General features: G+C 53.4%; 21 protein-coding genes. 4 read left to right on the forward strand and 17 right to left on the reverse strand.

The window, feature by feature from the left end; translation table 11 throughout:
* From fliD to B9K09_RS15035, 17 genes are all read right to left on the reverse strand, one after another.
* Positions 1-1,413, reverse strand: coding sequence for a flagellar filament capping protein FliD (fliD, locus tag B9K09_RS14955; protein ID WP_087517559.1), 1,413 nt, complete (start codon positions 1,411-1,413; stop codon positions 1-3).
* A 123-nt stretch (positions 1,414-1,536) separates the two neighbouring features.
* Positions 1,537-1,908, reverse strand: a complete 372-nt coding sequence (locus tag B9K09_RS14960; protein ID WP_087517560.1) for a flagellar protein FlaG — start codon at positions 1,906-1,908, stop codon at positions 1,537-1,539.
* A 76-nt stretch (positions 1,909-1,984) separates the two neighbouring features.
* Positions 1,985-3,163, reverse strand: a complete 1,179-nt coding sequence (locus B9K09_RS14965; RefSeq protein ID WP_087517561.1) for a flagellin — start codon at positions 3,161-3,163, stop codon at positions 1,985-1,987.
* Positions 3,164-3,531: 368 nt separating this feature from the next.
* Positions 3,532-4,779, reverse strand: coding sequence for a flagellar hook-associated protein FlgL (gene flgL, locus B9K09_RS14970; RefSeq protein WP_087517562.1), 1,248 nt, complete (start codon positions 4,777-4,779; stop codon positions 3,532-3,534).
* Positions 4,780-4,885: 106 nt separating this feature from the next.
* Positions 4,886-6,922: a flagellar hook-associated protein FlgK gene (gene flgK, locus B9K09_RS14975; RefSeq protein WP_087517563.1), complete on the reverse strand. Its 2,037-nt coding sequence runs from the start codon at positions 6,920-6,922 to the stop codon at positions 4,886-4,888.
* An 8-nt stretch (positions 6,923-6,930) separates the two neighbouring features.
* Complete coding sequence (flgJ, locus tag B9K09_RS14980; protein ID WP_087517564.1) at positions 6,931-8,145, reverse strand: flagellar assembly peptidoglycan hydrolase FlgJ; 1,215 nt, start codon at positions 8,143-8,145, stop codon at positions 6,931-6,933.
* An 11-nt stretch (positions 8,146-8,156) separates the two neighbouring features.
* Positions 8,157-9,260: a flagellar basal body P-ring protein FlgI gene (locus tag B9K09_RS14985; protein WP_087517565.1), complete on the reverse strand. Its 1,104-nt coding sequence runs from the start codon at positions 9,258-9,260 to the stop codon at positions 8,157-8,159.
* An 11-nt stretch (positions 9,261-9,271) separates the two neighbouring features.
* The gene (gene flgH, locus B9K09_RS14990) at positions 9,272-9,967 is read right to left on the reverse strand and encodes a flagellar basal body L-ring protein FlgH (protein ID WP_087517566.1); all 696 of its coding nucleotides are present in this window, start codon (positions 9,965-9,967) and stop codon (positions 9,272-9,274) included.
* Between the two features lie 61 nt (positions 9,968-10,028).
* Positions 10,029-10,814, reverse strand: coding sequence for a flagellar basal-body rod protein FlgG (flgG, locus tag B9K09_RS14995; protein WP_087517567.1), 786 nt, complete (start codon positions 10,812-10,814; stop codon positions 10,029-10,031).
* 46 nt (positions 10,815-10,860) lie between these two features.
* Positions 10,861-11,601 (reverse strand): flagellar basal body rod protein FlgF, encoded by a 741-nt coding sequence (locus tag B9K09_RS15000; protein WP_087517568.1) that lies wholly within the window; start codon positions 11,599-11,601, stop codon positions 10,861-10,863.
* Positions 11,602-11,798: 197 nt separating this feature from the next.
* The gene (gene flgE / locus B9K09_RS15005; RefSeq protein ID WP_087517569.1) at positions 11,799-13,106 is read right to left on the reverse strand and encodes a flagellar hook protein FlgE; all 1,308 of its coding nucleotides are present in this window, start codon (positions 13,104-13,106) and stop codon (positions 11,799-11,801) included.
* A 44-nt stretch (positions 13,107-13,150) separates the two neighbouring features.
* Positions 13,151-13,828: a flagellar hook assembly protein FlgD gene (gene flgD / locus B9K09_RS15010; RefSeq protein ID WP_087517570.1), complete on the reverse strand. Its 678-nt coding sequence runs from the start codon at positions 13,826-13,828 to the stop codon at positions 13,151-13,153.
* 21 nt (positions 13,829-13,849) lie between these two features.
* On the reverse strand, positions 13,850-14,293 hold the full coding sequence (gene flgC / locus B9K09_RS15015) for a flagellar basal body rod protein FlgC (protein ID WP_087517571.1): 444 nt from the start codon (positions 14,291-14,293) through the stop codon (positions 13,850-13,852).
* Positions 14,294-14,307: 14 nt separating this feature from the next.
* Positions 14,308-14,715 carry a flagellar basal body rod protein FlgB gene (gene flgB / locus B9K09_RS15020; protein ID WP_087517572.1) on the reverse strand — a complete coding sequence of 136 codons (408 nt, stop codon included), beginning with the start codon at positions 14,713-14,715 and terminating at the stop codon, positions 14,308-14,310.
* 306 nt (positions 14,716-15,021) lie between these two features.
* Positions 15,022-15,486 carry a bacteriohemerythrin gene (locus B9K09_RS15025; RefSeq protein WP_087517573.1) on the reverse strand — a complete coding sequence of 155 codons (465 nt, stop codon included), beginning with the start codon at positions 15,484-15,486 and terminating at the stop codon, positions 15,022-15,024.
* A 196-nt stretch (positions 15,487-15,682) separates the two neighbouring features.
* Positions 15,683-16,510 carry a protein-glutamate O-methyltransferase CheR gene (gene cheR, locus B9K09_RS15030; protein ID WP_087517574.1) on the reverse strand — a complete coding sequence of 276 codons (828 nt, stop codon included), beginning with the start codon at positions 16,508-16,510 and terminating at the stop codon, positions 15,683-15,685.
* Between the two features lie 148 nt (positions 16,511-16,658).
* The gene (locus B9K09_RS15035) at positions 16,659-17,594 is read right to left on the reverse strand and encodes a chemotaxis protein CheV (RefSeq protein ID WP_087517575.1); all 936 of its coding nucleotides are present in this window, start codon (positions 17,592-17,594) and stop codon (positions 16,659-16,661) included.
* A 72-nt stretch (positions 17,595-17,666) separates the two neighbouring features.
* On the opposite strand from B9K09_RS15035, the gene flgA reads away from it, so the two are divergent.
* The 4 genes from flgA to B9K09_RS15055 all read left to right on the forward strand — a co-directional run bounded on the left by flgA (position 17,667) and on the right by B9K09_RS15055 (position 20,426).
* Positions 17,667-18,425 carry a flagellar basal body P-ring formation chaperone FlgA gene (flgA, locus tag B9K09_RS15040; RefSeq protein WP_087517576.1) on the forward strand — a complete coding sequence of 253 codons (759 nt, stop codon included), beginning with the start codon at positions 17,667-17,669 and terminating at the stop codon, positions 18,423-18,425.
* A gap of 282 nt (positions 18,426-18,707) precedes the next feature.
* Entirely contained in the window at positions 18,708-19,049 is a 342-nt protein-coding gene (gene flgM / locus B9K09_RS15045; protein WP_087517577.1) for a flagellar biosynthesis anti-sigma factor FlgM, read from the forward strand.
* 72 nt (positions 19,050-19,121) lie between these two features.
* A complete protein-coding gene (locus B9K09_RS15050) occupies positions 19,122-19,589 on the forward strand; it encodes a flagella synthesis protein FlgN (protein WP_087517578.1) in 468 nt (155 codons plus the stop codon).
* Positions 19,590-19,676: 87 nt separating this feature from the next.
* The gene (locus tag B9K09_RS15055) at positions 19,677-20,426 is read left to right on the forward strand and encodes a flagellar brake protein (RefSeq protein ID WP_087517579.1); all 750 of its coding nucleotides are present in this window, start codon (positions 19,677-19,679) and stop codon (positions 20,424-20,426) included.
* The last annotated feature ends 3 nt before the right edge of the window (positions 20,427-20,429 follow it).

Consider the following 20,429-nt stretch of genomic DNA (forward strand, 5'->3'; position numbering starts at 1 on the left):
TTACTTATCCTTTTTGACGAAACCTGGCAGCGCTTCAAGCGACTGGGTCAAGCGATCACTGGTCTGGGTGAGCTGGCTAACCAGTGCATCCATTGCGTTGAACTGCGTATACAGGCGATCCTGAACCGACAGGATACGGCGGTTCAGGTCTTCTCTTTGCTTGGTGATATCGTCTAAGGTGGTTTGCAATCCGCTTATGCGTTGCTCAAGCACACCACCACCTTTAGAAAAGCCATCAACACTTTTATCCAGTCGGCTAGTCAAGCCAGTGTCGCCGGTGAAAAACTTGCCGACGTCATCAAAATTGTTTTCCAGTGCAACCTTCAACTTGTCATCATCAATCGCCAAGGTGCCGTCTTTTTGGGTAGAAATCCCCATATCGGCGAGCACCCGAATACCCGATTGAGCCGAGGGATCAACCAACTCATTGCGCACGGCGCTAAGCAAGTTGCGCACACTGGAGTCACCAACCAGGCCGCCGACAACAGGCTCTTTGCCCTCACCTGCACTGACCACACTGGTTAATTTATTGCTGGTGGTAATCAGCTTGTTGTAAGCATCGACGAATTTCTTGATGTTATCGGTTACAGCAGTTGTGTCTTCGCCTACTTTGACCGTCAGCGGCTTGCCAGCTTCAGTCTTGGCAACCAGCTCCAGCGTCACCTCTGGAATAGCGCCGGTAACACTGTTGGTTGAGCTATTAAGCACCAGACCATCAATGCTGAATTCAGCGTCAGTGGCCTGAGTGATGTAGCCCGCGCTGCCAGGATTCGCGCTGTCCAATGCTTGGCTGCCGTCAGCGTTTAGCGCGGACAAGTTGCCCGTACCGCTGACAATCACATCATTGCCAGCGCCAGTGGTGGTCGAGCTAAAGACCAAACGCGATTCGCCAGTACTTGGATTGCTGACGATGTTTGCGCTGATGCCCTGCTCTTTCAGCGCGGCGTTGAGTTGGTCGCGGGTGCTGGCAAGATCGGAACCTGCGGTAATGTTGACATTGGTCACATCACCGGAAGCGCCGAGCTTGACCGAGATCGTTTGATCGCTTGCGCCGCTGCTGAACGAACCGGCAACCGAAGCTGTAGCCACTTTGCTTGAGCTGGCCAGGCGGATCACATCAATCGAGTAGCTACCGGGTAGCGCGTCCTTGGTGGCAGTCGCCGTCAATGAACTGGTGTTGGATGAGGTGGCCGTGCGGTTCTCAAACAACTTGATGTCGTTGAGCCCGGCCAGTGCGGTCTGAAACTCACTCAAGGCACTCTTGAGCGTCCCCAGCGCAGTAAACTTGGTAGTTGAGGTATCTTCGAGGCGCTTTAGCTGCGCTTCTTTAGGTGCTTTCTCGGCATTAACCAAGGCACCGACAATAGCGTCGATGTCCAGACCGGAACCACCAAGACCTGTAATACCTACCATGTTCTCCACCTCGTCATGGGTTTGACGCTAAATCGTCTAGTACCAAACCCTTTCAAAAATCATGCCGTCTACTCAACAAATCCTACCCAACAAATAAAGCGTCTGAGTAGTAACGCGGCTTTTTTACGCTTCGGCTTTAAACAACAAGCTGCGCACCGCTTCCAGGTTTTCGGCAAGCTTAAGTGCATCTTCAGACGGAATCTGTCTGATGACATCACCGGAAACTGAATCAGTTACTTTGACCACAACCCGGCCAGAAGAATCATCAACTGCAAAGTTCAGGTCACGGCGAATAGACTGCACGTATCCCTGAATGGATGAAGCCGCCTGCTCAACGGTTTGAGCCGAAGACTCGGGCTCTTGCTCGGTTACCCGTTGTTCACTGACCGCAACCGGATCAGTTTGAGCATTATCAGAACGAATACCTGTACCGACCACCGGAGCTTTTGCCCCGCTATTCACCAACGACAACGTACTGCTGATTGCTACGTCCATCGTTAAACCCTCTGAATGGCAAGACGGGGAGAAGCGCTAATGCACTTCCCCCCGCGATGTTTGCCTAAGCTAAAACTTACTGCAGGAGGCTGAGAACAGCCTGTGGCAGTTGGTTAGCCTGGGCCAGAATCGCAGTACCGGCCTGTTGCAGAACCTGGTTCTTGCTCAGGTTTGCTGTTTCAGCGGCGAAGTCGGTGTCTTGGATGCGACCACGAGCGGCCGATACGTTTTCACCGATGTTCTGCAAGTTAGCAATGGTGTTGTCGAAACGGTTCTGCACCGCACCGAGGTCAGCACGCTGGGAGTCGATCTGCTTCAAAGAAGCGTCGATCAACAAAACTGCTTTCTGTGCGCCTTCAGCGTCTGAGATATCAAGATCGTTGATTGACCCAGTAGTTGCAGCGTCATCAGCGGTCGCAGTAACGGTGCCTGGAGCAGCGATACCAGTTGGTGCAGCAACGTTATCGGTGATTACCAAGCTAGTAAATGCGTTAGTTTGATCAGTCGTCTGAGTAGAAATCAGGTTGATACTGTTGTCGTCTTGGACAAATGCACCGATACCAGAGTTGGTGTCGTTGATGGCAGCAGCAATTTTTTGGTTAATTGCCTTCTCATCATCACCGGCCTTGATCGACACACTAAATGTAGTGGCGCCCTGATCAGTTGTTAAAGCGATGTCCAGCTTACCGTCAACAGGAGTACCTGAAACCGCTGTTGCTCCCAGCGCTTGCTCGTAGTATGCACCCTTCAGCGAAGTGGAGCTCATTTCGTCAATGCCGACGCTAATAATTTCGTTAGCAGCCGAACCCACTTGGAAGCCAGTAGTCCCGAAAGAACCGTCAAGCAACTTACGACCACCGAAGGTAGTGGTGTTGCTGATACGATCCAGTTCTTTTTTCAGTTGGCTAACTTCAGAGTTCAAAGCTTCACGCTCTGAAGTGCTGTTCGAACCGTTAGCCGATTGCAGGGACAGGTCACGCATACGCTGCAGCAAGTTAGTCGATTGTTGCAGAGCACCTTCAGCGGTTTGCGCCAGAGAGATGCCGTCGTTGGCGTTCTTGACTGCAACACCCAGGCCGTTGATCTGGCTGGTCAGACGGTTGGAAATCTGCAGGCCAGCAGCGTCGTCTTTAGCTGAGTTGATACGCGAACCAGTAGACAAACGCTGCAAGGAGTTAGCCAGCGAATTGGAAGACGAGTTCAGGTTGCGCTGAGTGTTCAAGGACGCAATGTTGGTATTGACTGTAAGGGCCATGATGTTTGCCTCCAATAGGCTAGTGTCTTAGGTATCTGGGTGTTGCGAGCTGTGGGCTTGAGCCTTGCTCCGGCACCCAGTTACTTCGCATTCGTAAGTTGTATCGGCGCTACTGGCAGGAGCTTTAGATTTTTTTTCAAGGGTTTTCGAATTATTTTTTAAAGCCTTATAAAACAAATACTTAAATTAAAAAACGCCAGCCAGCCTACAGACTTTGTAGGGCGGGCAAGGCGAAGCTTGCCCGCCACGACACTGCGATTAACTGAATATTGAAGGCTGCAAATGGTGGGTGAAAAAGGCGCCACCCACCCTACGCAATGGATACAAGCGAGTAACCGAATTTCAATGGCCAACTTGCCGTGGTCGTATCAGAGCTTATTAAACAGGTTCAGGCTGCTGATCTTCACGTAGCTCTGCTGCGCCGCTTCAAGCACGATGGTTTGGAATGTAAGCCGCGACAGCGCCTCGGCGTAATCCAGCTCGCGCAGATCCGCCTGTACGCTTTTGTTGACCAAGGTGACGTTCTCATTATCGGTCTGGGTCGACTCAATAATGTTAAGACGCGCGCCAATATTGCCGCGCGCTTTATCCACCGTGCCAATACCGTTATCCAGATTGGTTACCGCCAGCGCCAAGGCATCACGAACCTCTCGATTGCCTGTCGGTGTATCGTCGGCAGTTTCAAGCGATTGGCGCAAACTGGCGATGGTATTGAGAATACCGATCGAGCTTTGTGGCGGCGTTGCCGGATTGGCGTCTGGGCCTTCAATGGTGAAACTGGAAGACGCTGGCGGCGTACCGTTGACGAAAAAGGTCGCACCGGAAAAGTGAACCTGTGTGTCGTTTTCATCATCCAGGCGCCCGGTTGTTGTAGTGCCCGGCATTGGCAATGTGGTGATGGTGTAATTGAGCGGATCTACTGCATCAAAGTCGAGTTGAATGCCGCCTGCCGGAAAATTGGCAAAGGCAACATCATCTTCAACCAGCAAACCACTGATACTGTTTGCCGGAGCCGCAGGCACAGAGTTATCGGTCAAACTTAACCGACCACCATTAACCACGTCCTGAAACACCGCCTTGCCGCTGTCGTTAATCGCCAGCTCCAGGGAGCTGGCAACTTGCAACTTACGTTGGCCGTCATCACCGGTGTAGGAATAGGTGCCATCAGGGTTCTGCACAAAGGGTTGCGACTTACCCTGAAAACCTGCAAACAGGTATTCACCACGGGCGTTGCGCGAATTCATCAAACCCAGCAACTCATCTTCACGCTGTCCCAACTCGGCAGATATCGACTGCCGATCCTCTTGGCTCAGGGCACCGTTACCCGCCGACAGCGCTAGCTCGCGCACCCGCTGCAAAATGGTGTTGACCGAGTTAAGCGTGCTCTCTTCCTGAGCCAGGCTGTTCTTGGCTGCCGTCAGGTTCGAGTTGTACTGATTGAGCACATTCTGTTGCTGCTCAAGTTGCAGCAAACGTACTGAGGCCACCGGATCATCAGCGGGCGACAGAATACGGTTGCCGGTGCTGATTTGTTCCTGAGTGCGCGTTACATTCGAATAATTGCGCTGCAGCCCGGACACGCCATTATTGAACGCTTGAATGGTAGAAATACGCATGTCAGGGCCTCATCAAACAATTGGCTTTTCAGCTATTGGTTGCTAACGAATCAAATGGCTCGGGCTGTTATTAGCGCCAAGCCCACAATTAATTTTAAAAACGGAATTATCTAAACGCACCGATCAGGGTATCGAACAAAGAGCGCGCAACTTGAATCACTTGTGCCGAGGCGTTGTAGTACTGCTCGAACTTGATCAGGTTGGCCGCCTCTTCATCCAGACTCACACCCGACAATGAATCGCGGTTGTCGGTTGCTTGCTTGAGGATGGAGCTGGTGGCGTCGCTGTCTTGGCGGGCTTGTGCGGTCAAGGTGCCGACCCGCTCGACCAAATCTCCATAGCCATCGGTAAAGCTCAGCCCGGTGGAGCCAGTGACTGTTGGGTCGATGCCTATGGTTTGCTGGCTTTGCAAATCCGCCAGTTTCAAGGCGTTACGGTTATCCGAAACACCGCCTTCGTTAAAGTCGATGGTGAAGGTATCGCCATTCTCTGGACGACCGCTGACGCTGAATGTGACGATGTTGCCGCCGCCCATATCCAGCTCAAAAGTATTCTTTTGTCCCGGCTGAAAAGTACCGCCGCCAACCAGGGTCAACCCGGGCACCGGCGTACCCGGCGGGTTTTCAAAACCGCCAGCGCCGTTATAAGTCAGCGCCACCGGCAAAGCGCCTTTGATCGCAGCCAAGTCAATTGGACTGGAACCTGCACTGGTTAAATCGGGTTGTGAAATCGCACCGGTACCGCGATTACTACCAGTGATGTTGCCATTGGCGTCCAACGCACCGTTGACCGCGCGAACTGGCGCGGCAAACCCGAGCTGATCCGCCTGATCAAGCACAGTCGAAATAGAAGTTGCGCCGCGGCGGGTTGGCTGCAGCGCAAAGGTATCCCCGGCAGCGGGCGCGGGTGTACCGACGACAATCTGAAAGCCTTGATCGCGCCCACCGCTGTCGGTGAAGCTCAATGTGCCCGGCGGATTTTCAGTCACCGCCATCGCTTGGTTGTCGCTCAAACGTCGGGCGGTGTAGTTGGTGCCGTCAAACTCGAGACGATAATCACTGGTGGTCAAAATCGAGGTATCGGTGATATTCAGCAGTGGCTGGGCGTTGCTGGTATTGCTCGCATAGCTTTTAACCCGCAGTGCCGCCAACTCCGGACTATTAAAGTCGCCAAACAACGCTGAACCCACTTGCCCCTTGAGATCGACACCCTCGCCCAGCTGCGTGTTGATCTGATCGCTCACCGACAACGCTAGCCGCCCAAGCGAGTTAAGCGTTGGGTCAAGGGTTTCTGAACGGTAACGAAGCAAACCGCCCAACTCGCCGCCACTCAGTTGCGTGGTAATACCCTGACGTGAAGCACCGCTGACAAATTCAATCTCAACCCGGTTCGGATCACCCTTACCCGCGACGGTTTCCAGGCGACTGGCCGTGCTGCCGACAACCAACGGCTGGCCACTGCCGATGAACACGTTCATCGAGTTGTCGTCTTGCGGCACAACGGTCACACCGACAAATGACGAAAGCTGGCGAACCGCTTCTTCACGCGCATCAAGCAGGTCATTAGGCGCCTGCCCGGTTGCCGACGCTTTGGCAATGGCATCGTTTAAACTGGCGATGGAGCCAGCCAGACGATTGACCTGATCGGTTATCGCTGACATCTGCTTATTGATGAAGGTGTTTTGCTCATCAATCCGGTCATAAACCGTGTTGAAACGACGACTCAGGCCTTCAGCCTGGGACAGTACCAACTGCCGGGCAGGCCCGTTGGATGGGTCTTCAGCAGCGGTTTGCAACGACGAAAAAAACTCCTGCAACGACGGTGTGATACCGGTGGTAGAGCCCGCCAACAATGAATCGAGTTGTTCAATCTGGCTTTTATACGCTTCTACATCACTGCTCAATGCGGTACTGGTACGCACTTGCGTGGTCAGGAACTCGCTGTAGGTACGGCGAATATCGACCAATGTGGTGCCTGAGCCGATAAAACCAGCCCCACTGAACTGCGGCGCACGCGTGCCTTGCAAAGCGTCCTGACGTGAGTAGCCTGGGGTGTTTACGTTGGTGATGTTGTGCCCGGTGATGGACAGCTGAGTCTTGTTCGACGACAGTCCTGATAAACCGATGTTGAGTAAGTCAGACATTATTCAGCTCATCCACGGGTAGGCGTCGTATCGACGGAGGCAACAGTTTGATAGACCGCCATTTTCCGCGCGATCTGCGAAATCTTGCGCGCGTATTGCGGGTCAGTGGCGTAACCGGCTTTCTGCAATTCTTTAACGAACTGTTCCGGGTTTTGCGTGCTGCCCAAGGCCTTCTCGTACCGGCCATTGGTTTGCAGGAAGCTGACGTAATCCTCAAAGCTTTGGGCGAAAGAATCATAGGAGCGGAACGAAGCCGCCTCTTTCACGGCCTGGCCGCCTTTGTATTCGGTGGTCATCACCTTGGCCGACTCGCCACTCCAACTGTTGTGGCTTTTGATGCCGAACAGGTTATGGCTAACGGTGCCGTCTTGCTGGCGAATAATCGACTTGCCCCAACCCGTTTCCAGCGCTGCCTGAGCCACCAAATAGCGCGCTTCAACGCCGATCTTTTCCGCAGCCTTTTCAGCCATCGGCAACATGGTCGCAATGAAGTCAGCCGGCGAGGTAAATTCCGAGGCACCTTTACCGCCCTTCTGAGCCAAACGAGCGCCGCTAATGGCATCGCTACCGTTAATGCTCAGGCCTTTATCCTTGGGGGCGGCGTGGGCAATTGCCGGAATCCAATCGTTATTAGCCAGGGCCTGCACCGCGGCGGTGTCGGTTGTTGGGGTGATGCCAGCAAGCAAACGATCAGCTAACTTGCCCGGCAATGAAAGGCGACGCTTGTTGATCAGGCTGGAGTCATCGCGACGGCTATCAACCTGAGCAGTCGGTTTAACCGCATCGGTGCTGCTGGCTGCAACTGCGCCAGGCGCCCCGATGCTCGCGCTGGTCACGGCGTTATCTGGATGAGCGAACGGATTAGGCCGGTCACTGTGGCTTTTCATTTTGCTCATCTGGCGGGCCAGTACGTCCGCCAGACCAATACCGTTCTTGTTGTTGGACATGGTCACAGCCAATTGCTGGTCATACATGCCCTGATAGGTTTTACCCTCTTCACTGTTCATGAAGTTGCCTTCGCTAAAACCTTCGTTAGCGGAGCGCATGGCTTTAAGCATTTCATTGAGAAACAGCGACTCGAACTCTTTCGCGACTTTGCCGATATTGGCTTCGCTATCACCACCGACTTTAAATTTATTGAGTCGGTTAAGGTCAGTTGCCGCGCCGCCATCCAGTGAGCTGGTGCCAGCGCTGGCGAGTCCTGCAGAGAGTCGAGAATCCATCGATCCGCCCCTTAAATAACGATCAAGTCAGCCTGCAAAGCGCCTGCTTGTTTCAGCGCTTCGAGGATGGCCATAAGGTCGGAAGGCGCAGCGCCAACCTGGTTTACCGCACGGACGATTTCATCCAGCGTGGTGCCTGGACCAAAGCGGAACATCGGCTTGGCCTCTTGCGTTGCATCTACACGTGAGCGGGGTACGACAGCCGTCTGACCGCCCGACAAAGCGCCCGGCTGGCTGACGATTGGGTCTTCGGTGATGGTCACGGTCAGGCTGCCGTGGGTTACCGCTGCCGGCTGCACGCGCACGTTCTGACCGATGACGATGGTGCCGGTGCGCGAGTTGATAATCACCTTGGCCACCGCTTGGCCTGCAACCACCTCAAGATTCTCGAGGATCGACAAGTAATCAACGCGCTGGTTAGGGTCCAGCGGCGCACTGACGCGCACCGAGCCGGCGTCAATCGCCTGCGCAACGCCAGGGCCAAGCAGCTCGTTGATCTGATCAACAATATGTTTGGCCGTGGTGAAATCTGGACGGTTCAGGTTGAGCGTCAGGCTATTACCTTGATCGAAACCACTTGGCACTGAACGCTCAACCGTGGCGCCAGAAGGAATACGCCCAGCCGATGGGATATTGACGGTGATGCGCGAGCCGTCACCGCCTTCAGCATCGAAGCCGCCGACCACCAGATTACCCTGAGCGATGGCGTACACATTGCCGTCGATACCTTTCAACGGCGCCATCAACAGGCTGCCGCCGCGCAGGCTTTTGGCGTTACCAATCGAGGACACGGTGACGTCGATGGTTTGGCCCGGTTTAGCAAACGCCGGAAGATCGGCATGAATCGAAACCGCAGCAACGTTCTTCAACTGGACGTTGCCACCGACCGGCACTTTGATCCCGAACTGAGCGAGCATGTTGTTGAACGTCTGCACGGTAAACGGTGTTTGCGTGGTTTGGTCACCACTGCCGCTCAAGCCAACGACCAGACCATATCCAATCAGTTGGTTGCTTCGCACGCCTTGAATACTGGCCAGATCTTTAAGCCGTTCAGCCTGCGCTGCAGCACTTAGCAACAGCACAGAGAGCAGTACGAGATATTTGCTTAGGCGCATGGTTGCAGCCCTCAAAACGGAAACAGTGGGCTGAGGAAGAAGCGATCAAGCCAGCCAGGTTGACTGGCGTCGGCAAAGGCGCCAGTTCCGGAATAGGTGATGCGCGCGTCAGCGATACGGGTTGATGACACCGTGTTGTCGGTGGCGACATCATCGGCACGCACCAGGCCGGCAATCCGTACCAGTTCATCACCGGTATTGAGCGTCATCCACTTCTCGCCGCGCACCGAAAGAATGCCGTTTGGCAGCACTTCAGCGACGGTCACGGTTACCGAGCCCGTCAAGCTGTTGCCCTGCGCGGCCTTGCTGTCGCCTTGGGTATCACGATTGCCGCTGTATGACGCGCTCAGCGACAGGTCGCCATCAGAGAATGGGTTGGAGCCTGTTACCGAACCGCCGAACAATGAGGTCAGACCGAGGCTGGTTTTGCTGTCTTTGGAAATTTGCGAACCGGCGTTTTTGCTGGCCTGGGTTTTCTCATTCAAGGTGATGGTGATGATGTCACCCACCCGATACGCCTTGCGATCGGTAAACAGATTGTTATCAAAACCGGTTTGATAGATGGAGCCGTTATTCTGCGCAGCGGGCAGCGGTGTACGCGGCAACACAGGCGAGTAATATGGATCATTCGGCTTGGCTACAGGCGCAACGCAGCCACTTAGCAGCGTGGTGCACAACAGTAAGGAAACAATAATTAGCCGGTTCATAAATCCACCCTCGCGGTGTAACAGTTAACGCAAAGGCCAGCTAACAGCCTGGCCAAAACCATCAAAGATTCTGAGTAATAAAGGACAACATTTGGTCAGCGGTTGAGATGACTTTGGAGTTCATCTCGTAGGCGCGTTGAGTGGTGATCATATTCACCAACTCTTCAACCACGCTGACGTTGGAGTTTTCCAAGGTGTTTTGCAAAGTCGTACCCAAGCCATTCAAACCAGGTGTACCCACTTGTGGAGCGCCGCTGGAAGCGGTCTCAAGAAACAGGTTGCTGCCGATGGCTTCAAGACCCGCAGGGTTAATAAAGTCAGCGGTCTGCAAGTTGCCGATAACTTGCGGCTGAGGATTACCGGCGGTGGTTACCGAAACCGTGCCGTCCTCACCCACGGTGAAGGTTTTAACTTCGTTGGGCAGCACCATGGCGGGCTCCAACGGAAAGCCATTGGAGGTCACAACCTGGCCATCGGAATCCAGGTGGAAGCTACCGTCACGGGTGTAGGACACCGTGCCGTCCGGCATCAACACCTGGAAGAAACCACGGCCGTTGATCGCCATATCCAGCGGCTGCTCGGTAGTCTGCAAGCTGCCAGCGGTGAAGATCTTCTGAGTGCCAACAATTCTCACACCGGTACCCAGCTGCAAACCTGAAGGCAGCTCACTGTCTTGGCTCGACTGGCCGCCTGGCTGACGACGGATCTGATAAAGCAGATCCTCAAATTCAGCGCGATCGCGTTTGAAACCCGTCGTCGAAACGTTGGCCAGGTTGTTGGAAATAGTGGTCAGGTTCATGTCCTGAGCGGACAAACCGGTTTTGCTGACCCACAGTGCCGGAATCATATTGGTTCTCCTCGGGTGACGTTTTCACGTCGCCGCGTACTGATAATTAGCTAAGTTGCAAAACCCGCGCCATTGCCGACGCATTGTCTTCGGCGGTGCGCATCATCTTTACTTGCAGCTCGAATTGGCGGGACAACGACATGATCGCGGTCATCTCTTCCACCGCGTTGACGTTGCTTGATTCGAGAAAACCCGAAGTCAGTCGCACGCTCGCATCGGCCTGCACTCGCTGGCCACTCTTGAGACGCATCATGCCGTCGGTGCCCTTCTCCAACTGCTTAGGGTCCGGGTTAACCAGCTTCAGTCGATCAACCTCTGCCAGCACATTTGGCGCCTCACCCAATGCACGAATACTGATGGTGCCGTCCTGACCGATATCGATCCCCTGCTCTGGCGGCACGGCAACTGGCCCGGCATTGCCCATAACCGGCAAACCATTGCCAGTGCGCAGCACGCCTAGCGCGTCGACATTCAAGCTGGCAGTACGCACATAAGCTTCGCTGCCATCGGGCGCCTGCACGGCAAGCCAGCCATGACCGCCGATTGCAACGTCAAGGTCGCGTCCTGTTTCCTGCATGGAGCCCGGAGTAAAGTCAGTACCTGGACGCTCACTCATTGCATAAACGCGCGACGGATACACATCACCGAATGATGAAATAGCCCGCGCCTGCTCAAAGTCACGGCGAAAGCCGCTGGTTGAAATATTCGCCAAGTTGTTGGCGTGCGCGCGCTGTGCCAGCGTGTTGTTCTGAGCGCCAGTCATGGCGACGTAAAGCATTTTATCCATGGTAACTCTCCGAGATAGGCGTGCTGCCTTGTGCTCTATACAGGCAATATTGCAAAGCCTGTGCCACACTCGAAAATTAACCGTAAACCATTGATAAAATTAGATTTTATAAAACAAAAAAGCTCCAAAAGGAGCTTTTTAATAGAGCGAACGGCGAGACTTTGCCGCGAACGGCAAAGCCATGTCGGCCAGCTGGATCAACGCAGGTTGATAATGGTCTGGGTCACCGCACTTTCAGTCTCGATGGTTTTTGCATTCGCCTGATAATTGCGCTGCGCAACGATCAAGTTAACCAACTGGTCAGACAGTTCGACGTTTGAGTCTTCCAGCGCTCCCGACTGCAAAGCACCCAAGGTGCCGCTGCTTGGCGTGCCGATCACCGGCTCACCCGATTCAAATGACTGCACCCATGCCGTTTTACCCACCGGCGTCAGACCTTGCATATTGGCAAAGTTGGCCAACACCACTTGCCCCTGCACCTTCGACTGGCCGTTGGTGTAGCGCGCAAAAATCACACCGGTGTCATCAATCTCAAGGCCCGCCAGCTCACCCGTGGTGTAACCGTTTTGGTCAACACTATTCACCGCAAACAAACTCGAATACTGGGTCGTGCCACGGAAGTCAAAATTAACCCCAGTCGCACTAGCCGTTGCACCGTTACCACTCCAGACCGGAGGCGTACCACCATCGGATGCGGCGGGAACCCAGTTGGTCATATTCAACGTACCATTTGCAGCCACAGTGAAATCTGCCGATGTCATCGCTGCGGTATCCAACTGGCCTGCCGCATTAAAGGTCAGGTTGGCCGTGTACGGGTCGGTCGATGTCGGGTCCGCCGGGTTGCGCCCATCGACCAACACATTCATCTGCCAGGTATTAGCACCGGTTTTGATGTAATACTGAGTAAATGCGTGTGAGTTGCCCTGCGAGTCGAAGATATTGACCGAGGTCGACGAGTTAAATGTGGTTGGATCATTCGGATCAAACGGCGTTGTCGTCGGCACTTCGTTGGTCGAGTTCAGGTTGAAAGGCTGAGTAATGGTACTCGTCGGCTTCGGTGCCTGGCTGGCCGTCTCAACTTTAAGATCAGAGATGATGCCGTTTTGCAGATTGCCGTTGCCATCCACCGCATAGCCTTGCAGCTTGTAGCCGAAGTTATTGACGATATTGCCAGCGCGGTCAGTACCGAAATAACCGGCACGGGTGTAGCTGATATCACCATTGTTGCTGGTGCGGAAAAAGCCGTTACCGTTAATCGCCAAATCCAATGAGTTCTGCGTGTAGTTGACGTTGCCCTGATTGAATTGTTGCGAAACGTCACTGAGCAACACCCCGCTACCTTGGGCGTTCTTGCCGGAGCCAAGCACCGAAGCCGCATACACGTCAGCAAACTCCGCCCGCGACTGTTTAAAGCCGGTCGTGCCTGCGTTGGCGATGTTATTACCCGTAACGTTGAGATCGCTGGTCGCTGCGCGCAGACCGCTAAGCCCGATATTGAACGCCATGGAAAACTCCTTTGCCGGAACAGCCGGCCATTAAATCGTGATGATTATTGACCGATGACCTGAACCTGCGAGAGCGGCACACTGCCCAGCCCTGCCAAATTCAGCATGAGTTCGCTGCCGCCCAAAGTGACACTGTCAACGTTGGCCGGAAGCATGGTGTAAAGACCCTTGGTTTCACCCGCGTAGGTCGCTTCCGCCTCAAAGGTGTAAGTGCCCGGCGGCATAAGATTGCCGCTTGAATCCTTGCCATCCCAGATGAAGCTGATGTTGCCTGCTTCCTGCTCACCCAGGTTGACTCGGCCAACCACTGACCCGGCGCTGTCTTTAACATTGACGTAGACGTTGCTACTGCTGGTCGGCAGAACCAGGCTGGCCTTGAAGCTCTCACTGGTATCCACTACCGCAGTGTCAGTCGGAATAATAACTTTGCGCCCAACCAGCGACGAAGCCTGCAAGGCCTGCGATGACTGATAACCCGACAGCAATGTATCGACGCTACCGTTCAACTGCTGAATACCGTCTACCGTACTGAACTGTGCCAATTGCGCGATGAACTCGCCGTTACCTTGCGGCTCCAGTGGGTTCTGGTTATTCAATTGGGCGACCAACAGATTCAAGAACTCGTCTTTACCAAGCTCTTTATCTGTACCGGTACTGGACGAGTTAATTTGCAGCTGATCAAGGACCGAACTGCCAACGCCACTGGTGCTATCAACGCTCATTTAGCGTTCCTCATTGATGGCTTACTGACCCAGGGTCAGCACCTTCTGTAACATTTGTTTAGCGGTATTCATCATTTCAACGTTGGTCTGGAAGGCCCGGCTGGCAGAGATCATGTCAGCCATTTCTTCAACCACATTGACGTTGGGGTAGTACACATAACCGCTCTCGTCCGCGGCCGGATGGTTAGGCTCGTAACGTGGCATCAGCGAACTTTGATCCTCAACAATGCCGAGCACCTGAACACCGCTGCCAGCTGCATCTTGCTCAGCAAACAAGGAGCCGCCATCAGAACCCTGGGCCTGATTAAACACAGTGGCGAAAACCGGGTGGCGAGCGCGGTAAGTCTGGTCAATGTTGGAAGACACAGACTCGGCGTTGGCGATGTTGCTGGAGATGGTGTTGAGACGCGTGCTTTGCGCGCTCATACCGGACCCGGCAATATTGAATACACTGGTTAGTGACATGGCATCAGTCTCCGTTAGTCGCCGCGCAGGGCGCTGACCAGCCCTTTGAATTTGCTATTGAGTAAGGTGAAGCTGGCCTGAAAGTCGACGGCGTTTTGCGCGTAATTCGACTGTTCTAGCTGGGTATCGACTGTGTTCTGATCAAGCGAAGGGCTCATCGGAGTTCGATACTTAAGCTCAGCCTCAGCGCTGGCCAGACCTTCAGCACTGATGTGATGTGCATTGGTGCGGTTCAGGCTAAAGGTGCCGCCCTGAGTCTTGGCATTTTGCTCGGCAAGCACTGAGGCGAAATCCAGATCACGCGCTTTGTAGTTAGGCGTGTCTGCGTTCACCATGTTATTGGCCAACACTTCTGCACGCTGAGCGCGAAAGCTCAGTGCTTGTTGGTGAATGCCGAGTGCGCTTGCGAAGCTGATACTCATGGTTTGTACCTTTGCCGTTTGCCGAAGCAGTTTTCCGTGCAAGCAACAAAGCAAACCCTGTGCCAATATATTTAACCGTTTAAATACAATGACTTATGATAAAACCTATTGAGTAAAAAGACTAAAGCGGCAATGGATTTCCGCTTGCGGCAATGCCTCTGCCTATTTACCCGCCCCGCACTTGCCGCTCAAACTGGAGGCAGATAAATGCCTGGCGCCCTCACGCCATTACCAAATGGCCAAGCAATTATCTGTGGTTAGACGTTGAGCGCAATTGGCTCATAAGAAGATGCTGCGCCGCTGAGATTAGCCAAAAAACTTGCGCATTGAACGCGACAACCAGCCCGCAGGTTGCGTGTCCTGAGTAATCCGGTTCATGTTGTCGATAACCACCTTGGCATAAGCGGCGTCGTCATTGCGGATGTGGTTGAACAGCCAGCGCGACAACAAACCGATCAACTCAGTGGTTATATCCTCGCCTGCCTTGAAGCGAGTGTTGTACTCATTAACCTTGCCAATGAACACCTCATGCACACGCTTGTGTGGACGGGTAAAACTGTAGCCGGACTCTTCCAGCAGCGACTCTTCAAAGGCAAAGTGCGAGAGCGTGTAATCAACCAGATCATTAAGCACGCCACCGACTTCGCTGCGGCTATGCCCCTGCTTTTGCGCCAAGATCAGCAAGTTGATCATATCGACAATCCGTCGATGCTGATTGTCGATGACCTCGATTCCGGTGTTGAGGTCACTTTGCCAAACAAGTAATTCCATTAACCCAGTCCTTAAGCGTTCACTCGAGTAGGTTCGAGCGCTGGGCAACTTTATCGACAGTACGTGCGCCAGGGACTGACTTGAATCAAGCCAGTTACCATTATCCGGGCACTAAGGAGCAGGCAGGCAGACGCTTGCACAATCCTATGTAAACAGCAGGCTCTGGGCCTGCTGCTTGCAGTGATCCACACAAGGCTTATTTGACTTTATAAATGATGCCCGGACTGCATTGCACCATCTGATACAGGTCCGGCAGTGCATTGAGCGCCTCGGAAGCGCCCAGGAACAAATATCCGCCCGGCTTCAAGGTCGCATGGATACGCGTGAGAATGTCTTTCTTCACTTCAGCTGAAAAGTAGATCAGCACGTTACGACAGAACACCACATCAAACTTTCCCAAGCCGGCGTAGCTTTCCAGCAGATTTAGCGGACGAAATTCGACACGGCTTTTGATCGGTGCCTTGACCACCCAGCGTCCCGGCGCCTTCGGCTCAAAGTAGCGCTGCAAACGTTCTTGTGAGAGGCCACGACCAATTGCCAGACTGTCGTACTCACCTGATTTACAGTTGGCCAGCATCGTCGGTGACAGGTCTGTGGCGACGATTTGCGCACCACCGCGCAACTGCCCGATATTGCTCTTCTCGAACTCATCAATTGTCATCGACAGCGAATAAGGCTCTTGCCCTGACGAACAAGCTGCCGACCAGATACGCAAACGCTGCCCCGCGTTAGCCTTGAGTAATTCAGGCAACACACGCTTTTTCATCACTTCAAAGGGATAGGTATCACGAAACCACAGGGTTTCGTTGGTGGTCATGGCATCGACCACTTGCTCACGCAAGCCGCTGCGCGGCATGGCCTGCATACGCTGCACCAACTCACCGAGCGTCTTGATACTGTTCTGTTCCATCAACTTATTAAGCCGACTGGAAACCAGATACTGTTTATTGGTGCCTAGCAAAATCCCGCAGGCTTTTTCGAGGAAGCTCCGGAACTGTTCAAAATCCAAATTTCCTGACGTCACTCGCACTGCCCCGCAAAATAATAGTGTTGGTCTATGAGACACCCACCGAATATAAACATTCTAGGCAGCATCTGATGCACCATCACAGCTTAAAGACACAGCTAAACCCTTTGGTTATCCAGCCATTTGTCGCATGGGTTGGCGCAGCTTACTCGCCACGATCAACCGCGTTGATTCGCTCAACCACTCTTGAGGCTAAATCATCGGGCCGGAATTTGGCGAGAAAATCATCCGCACCGACCTTTTTGACCATCGCTTGGTTGAATACACCCGACAATGAAGTGTGTAGCAACAGGTGCAATCCCTGCATCCGCGCATCACTGCGAATAGCAGTGGTCAATGTATAGCCATCCATTTCTGGCATTTCAATGTCAGAAATAATCATCAGCAACTCATCGGCCGGGCGACGCCCTTCATCAGCCATCTTGCGCAAATAATCCAGCGCTTCACGCCCATCATTCAGCGTCGTCACTTCCACACCAACGGCTTGCAAGCAACGTAACACCTGCTTACGCGCCACTGATGAGTCATCAACAATCAACACATGCTGTTTAACCGCTTTACCATGAGTAGCCGCATCCACCACACCCTCAGATATCGCTTCAGAGGTGGGTGAAACTTCAGCCAGAACCTTTTCTACATCGATGATCTCAACCATTTGCTGATCAAGATAGGTCACCGCCGTCAGGTAATGATCACGCCCCGTACCCTTTGGCGGCGGCAGGATCTCTTCCCAGTTCATGTTAACAATGCGCTCAACTGCGCTCACCAAAAAACCCTGAGTCTTGGTGTTGTACTCAGTGATGATCACAAAGCTATTTTGCAAATCAGCCAGTGGCTTGCAGCCCGTCGCCAGGGACAGATCAATAATCGGAATGGTTCCGCCGCGGATATTGGCGACTCCACGCACCACAGAACTGGACTTGGGCATTACGGTCAGGCGCGGGCACTGCAGCACCTCTTTGACCTTGAATACGTTAATCCCATACAACTGTTTGCCATCAAGGCGAAACAACAGCAGCTCTAAACGGTTTTGGCCGACCAACTGAGTGCGTTGATTCACCGAGTCCATGACACTAACCATGCCCATACTCCTTATTTAAGCGCCCGTAAAACTGAAGTTAGCAGGCGGCACGGGCCTTGCACGCTAATATATATGACCGTAGAAACGACGTTTTATCGACATATGTGGGCAAAAAGCCACCAACTGATTCTGGCTTTATTAATACCTGCAGCCGCCTGCTTCAGCTCAACTGCTGTGGCAACTTCAACCCTGCCTGACCAGCTTATCGGCGCCGCCCACACTTTTCTTGAGGTTACTGTGGCCGACTATTTACAACGAAGCGATATCAGCGGCCGGCATGAGATTGAAATCAACCGCCTTGACCCTCGGTTACGACTGCCGCTGTGCGACAGAGATTTGACGACCACGCTGGAAAGCCCAGCAGAACCCATTGGCCGCGTCACATTGAAGGTTCGCTGCGACGGCTCTGCCCCCTGGACTATTTTTGTCCCGGCGCAGGTTCGCCTTTATCGTGAAGTGGTGACGGCAACACGCCCGCTCAAGCGTTCCAGCGTAATTAGCGAATTCGACGTAACATTGGCGGAGCGCGATGTCGGGCAGCTTAATCATGGATATCTGACCTCAGTTCAGCAGGCAATCGGCAAAAAGCTGACGCGCCCTGTCCGCCCGGACCAGGAGTTAACCCCGGTCTATGTCGAGCTAGCTGAAGTTATTCGACGTGGCGACCAGGTCGTAATCAGCGCAAAAACCGGCACGATTAACGTGAGGATGCCGGGCGAAGCGCTGTCCGACGGGGCTTTAGGCAGACAAATTAATGTTCGCAACCAGCGCTCACAGCGTATTATCAAGGCGCGGGTAACCGGTCCAGGACAAGTCGAAGTGGCAATGTAGGCATGAATCTTGATTAGGCTCTTGTATAGTGGTCTTGATAGCGGCCTTGATTGTGTTAGCCAAGACGTTTTCTTGGACGGCGGCATACAGGTCTATAGATTCAGAACTTATTGCAGCGTTTATGGCTCAAAGAAATGCTCTGAAATTTATCGCCAGCGACGATTTAACTGAGCATTTTCAGTACTGACTCAGCAATGTAATATTTTTCAGAAAGTCGCTAAAGTTTTATCGCGCACGGCCGACAGACAGGTAAGCGTCCAAACAAATCAGAGGTTTACGATCATGGTCATCGACTTCAACCGACCAAGCAACGCACCTACCCCGGCTAACTCCGGGCGGACCAGCGGCGCCCAGTCAGGAGTTCGCAGCACAGGAGCGGATGAAAAAGCATCCAACCCGGCAAGCGTAACCAATACCCCTGCCGAGTCGAGCAAGAGCGGTGAGTCTGTGCACCTCAGCCAAGAAGCTCAGCAACTGCAGAGCATTGGCGATAAACTTAATGAGCTGCCAACCGTGGATAAAGAACGCGTTGCCCAGATCAAGCAGGCCATTGCTGACGGCACCTATAAAGTAGATGCCCAGCGTACAGCCAGCAAACTGCTCAATTTCGAGTCCCAGCGCTGAACCTAAAGCCTGTTTCATCAGGCTTTAGCTGCTGCACTGGAATGTTGGACGCCTAACTTCCAAGAGCCTACGATGTACGACTCAACAATGCTTCAGCTGTTCAAAGACGATATCGGCATCAGCGAGCAATTGCTTGAACTGATCGACAGCGAGCATCAGGCGTTGGGCGAGCGTGACCTCGACAGCCTGCAGCACATTCTCAATGCCAAGCAGCCTCTCCTCAGCCAGCTCGCACAGCACGCGCAGAGCCGCGCGCAGCTCCTGCAGAGCTTGCAGCTAAGCGCCGACCTTGAAGGCTTGCAAGCACTTGCCGCGCGCAGCCCACTGGGCAGCGAATTGCTCGTACAAAGCGATACGCTGACCCAATTACTAGAACGCTGCCAAACCGGCAATCTGCGTAATGGCCGCTTGATCCGTTCGAGCCAGACGTCTACCCGCAGCATGCTCAGCATTCTCAGCGGCAATGAAACACCAAGCCTCTATGACAGCAGCGGCAGCGCCTCACGCGGTGTTAACCAGCGACCTCTGAGCCAAGCTTAATATCTCTGCACTTTGCGTACCCATAATGTCATTTTGACAGTATGCTAGCGCCATAATAATTAGTTTGGATTTGGAGTAGACAGTACCGTGTCCAACCCATTTGCCGAAGAAGACGGCCCTCAACCCCCAAAAGTGCTAAAAGCGCCAATGGAAATCGCAGCCACACTGCGTCAACTCGAACAGAACCATGATCCGTTGGTAATTAGTTTTCATGAAAGAAGCCAACGCTTTCAAAGCTTCTTGATTGAGGTTGATCCAGATAAAGGCCGGCTGATTTTTGACGAATTAGTGCCAAATGATGGTGAGCGCTTCCTGAAAAATGCTGAGCCATTCAGCGTTGAGTCATCCCGTGACGGCGTACGCGTTGCCTGGAAGTGTGAAGACTCTGCACAAATTAGCGAACACAACGGCTTGCGCTGCTATTTCTGTGCAACACCTTCAGAGGTTATATATCACCAACGTCGCAGCGCCTTCCGTGCGGAGTTGAAGCGCAGTGAGTTGGTAGCAATCACCCTCACAGGTGAGAAGTTAGTGAAGCCGTTAAACGGCCACATGCTGGATATATCGGCAACTGGCTGCAAAATCCGCATCGCTGGCGATGCAACTCACAGTCTCAAGCCGGGCATGGTCTATGAAGAGTTGGTGGCTCAATTGCCCTTTGGCGCAATGACTGCACCGATAGAGCTCCGCCATGTGCACTACAACGACAAGCTCGATATCAGCATGCTTGGCGTGCGGTTCTATCAAATGAGTGGATTGGTTCAACGTCAGGTCGAGCGCTTCGTATATCAGTTGCAACGTGAAGCCAAACGCCTCGAAAGCGACACCTTCCTCTAACGA

Source organism: Pseudomonas sp. M30-35 (assembly GCF_002163625.1).
In the GTDB taxonomy this organism is placed as follows: Bacteria; Pseudomonadota; Gammaproteobacteria; order Pseudomonadales; family Pseudomonadaceae; genus Aquipseudomonas.

Bases quoted from the DNA above. Each gene is read 5' to 3' on its own strand.
- fliD (WP_087517559.1), bottom strand. From the start codon at position 1,413: ATGGTAGGTATTACAGGTCTTGGTGGTTCCGGTCTGGACATCGACGCT.
- B9K09_RS14960 (WP_087517560.1), bottom strand. From the start codon at position 1,908: ATGGACGTAGCAATCAGCAGTACGTTGTCGTTGGTGAATAGCGGGGCA.
- B9K09_RS14965 (WP_087517561.1), bottom strand. From the start codon at position 3,163: ATGGCCCTTACAGTCAATACCAACATTGCGTCCTTGAACACTCAGCGC.
- flgL (WP_087517562.1), bottom strand. From the start codon at position 4,779: ATGCGTATTTCTACCATTCAAGCGTTCAATAATGGCGTGTCCGGGCTG.
- flgK (WP_087517563.1), bottom strand. From the start codon at position 6,922: ATGTCTGACTTACTCAACATCGGTTTATCAGGACTGTCGTCGAACAAG.
- flgJ (WP_087517564.1), bottom strand. From the start codon at position 8,145: ATGGATTCTCGACTCTCTGCAGGACTCGCCAGCGCTGGCACCAGCTCA.
- B9K09_RS14985 (WP_087517565.1), bottom strand. From the start codon at position 9,260: ATGCGCCTAAGCAAATATCTCGTACTGCTCTCTGTGCTGTTGCTAAGT.
- flgH (WP_087517566.1), bottom strand. From the start codon at position 9,967: ATGAACCGGCTAATTATTGTTTCCTTACTGTTGTGCACCACGCTGCTA.
- flgG (WP_087517567.1), bottom strand. From the start codon at position 10,814: ATGATTCCGGCACTGTGGGTCAGCAAAACCGGTTTGTCCGCTCAGGAC.
- B9K09_RS15000 (WP_087517568.1), bottom strand. From the start codon at position 11,601: ATGGATAAAATGCTTTACGTCGCCATGACTGGCGCTCAGAACAACACG.
- flgE (WP_087517569.1), bottom strand. From the start codon at position 13,106: ATGGCGTTCAATATCGGGCTTAGCGGTCTGCGCGCAGCGACCAGCGAT.
- flgD (WP_087517570.1), bottom strand. From the start codon at position 13,828: ATGAGCGTTGATAGCACCAGTGGCGTTGGCAGTTCGGTCCTTGATCAG.
- flgC (WP_087517571.1), bottom strand. From the start codon at position 14,293: ATGTCACTAACCAGTGTATTCAATATTGCCGGGTCCGGTATGAGCGCG.
- flgB (WP_087517572.1), bottom strand. From the start codon at position 14,715: ATGAGTATCAGCTTCGCAAGCGCACTCGGCATTCACCAACAAGCACTG.
- B9K09_RS15025 (WP_087517573.1), bottom strand. From the start codon at position 15,486: ATGGAATTACTTGTTTGGCAAAGTGACCTCAACACCGGAATCGAGGTC.
- B9K09_RS15035 (WP_087517575.1), bottom strand. From the start codon at position 17,594: ATGGTTAGTGTCATGGACTCGGTGAATCAACGCACTCAGTTGGTCGGC.
- flgA (WP_087517576.1), top strand. From the start codon at position 17,667: ATGACCGTAGAAACGACGTTTTATCGACATATGTGGGCAAAAAGCCAC.
- flgM (WP_087517577.1), top strand. From the start codon at position 18,708: ATGGTCATCGACTTCAACCGACCAAGCAACGCACCTACCCCGGCTAAC.
- B9K09_RS15050 (WP_087517578.1), top strand. From the start codon at position 19,122: ATGTACGACTCAACAATGCTTCAGCTGTTCAAAGACGATATCGGCATC.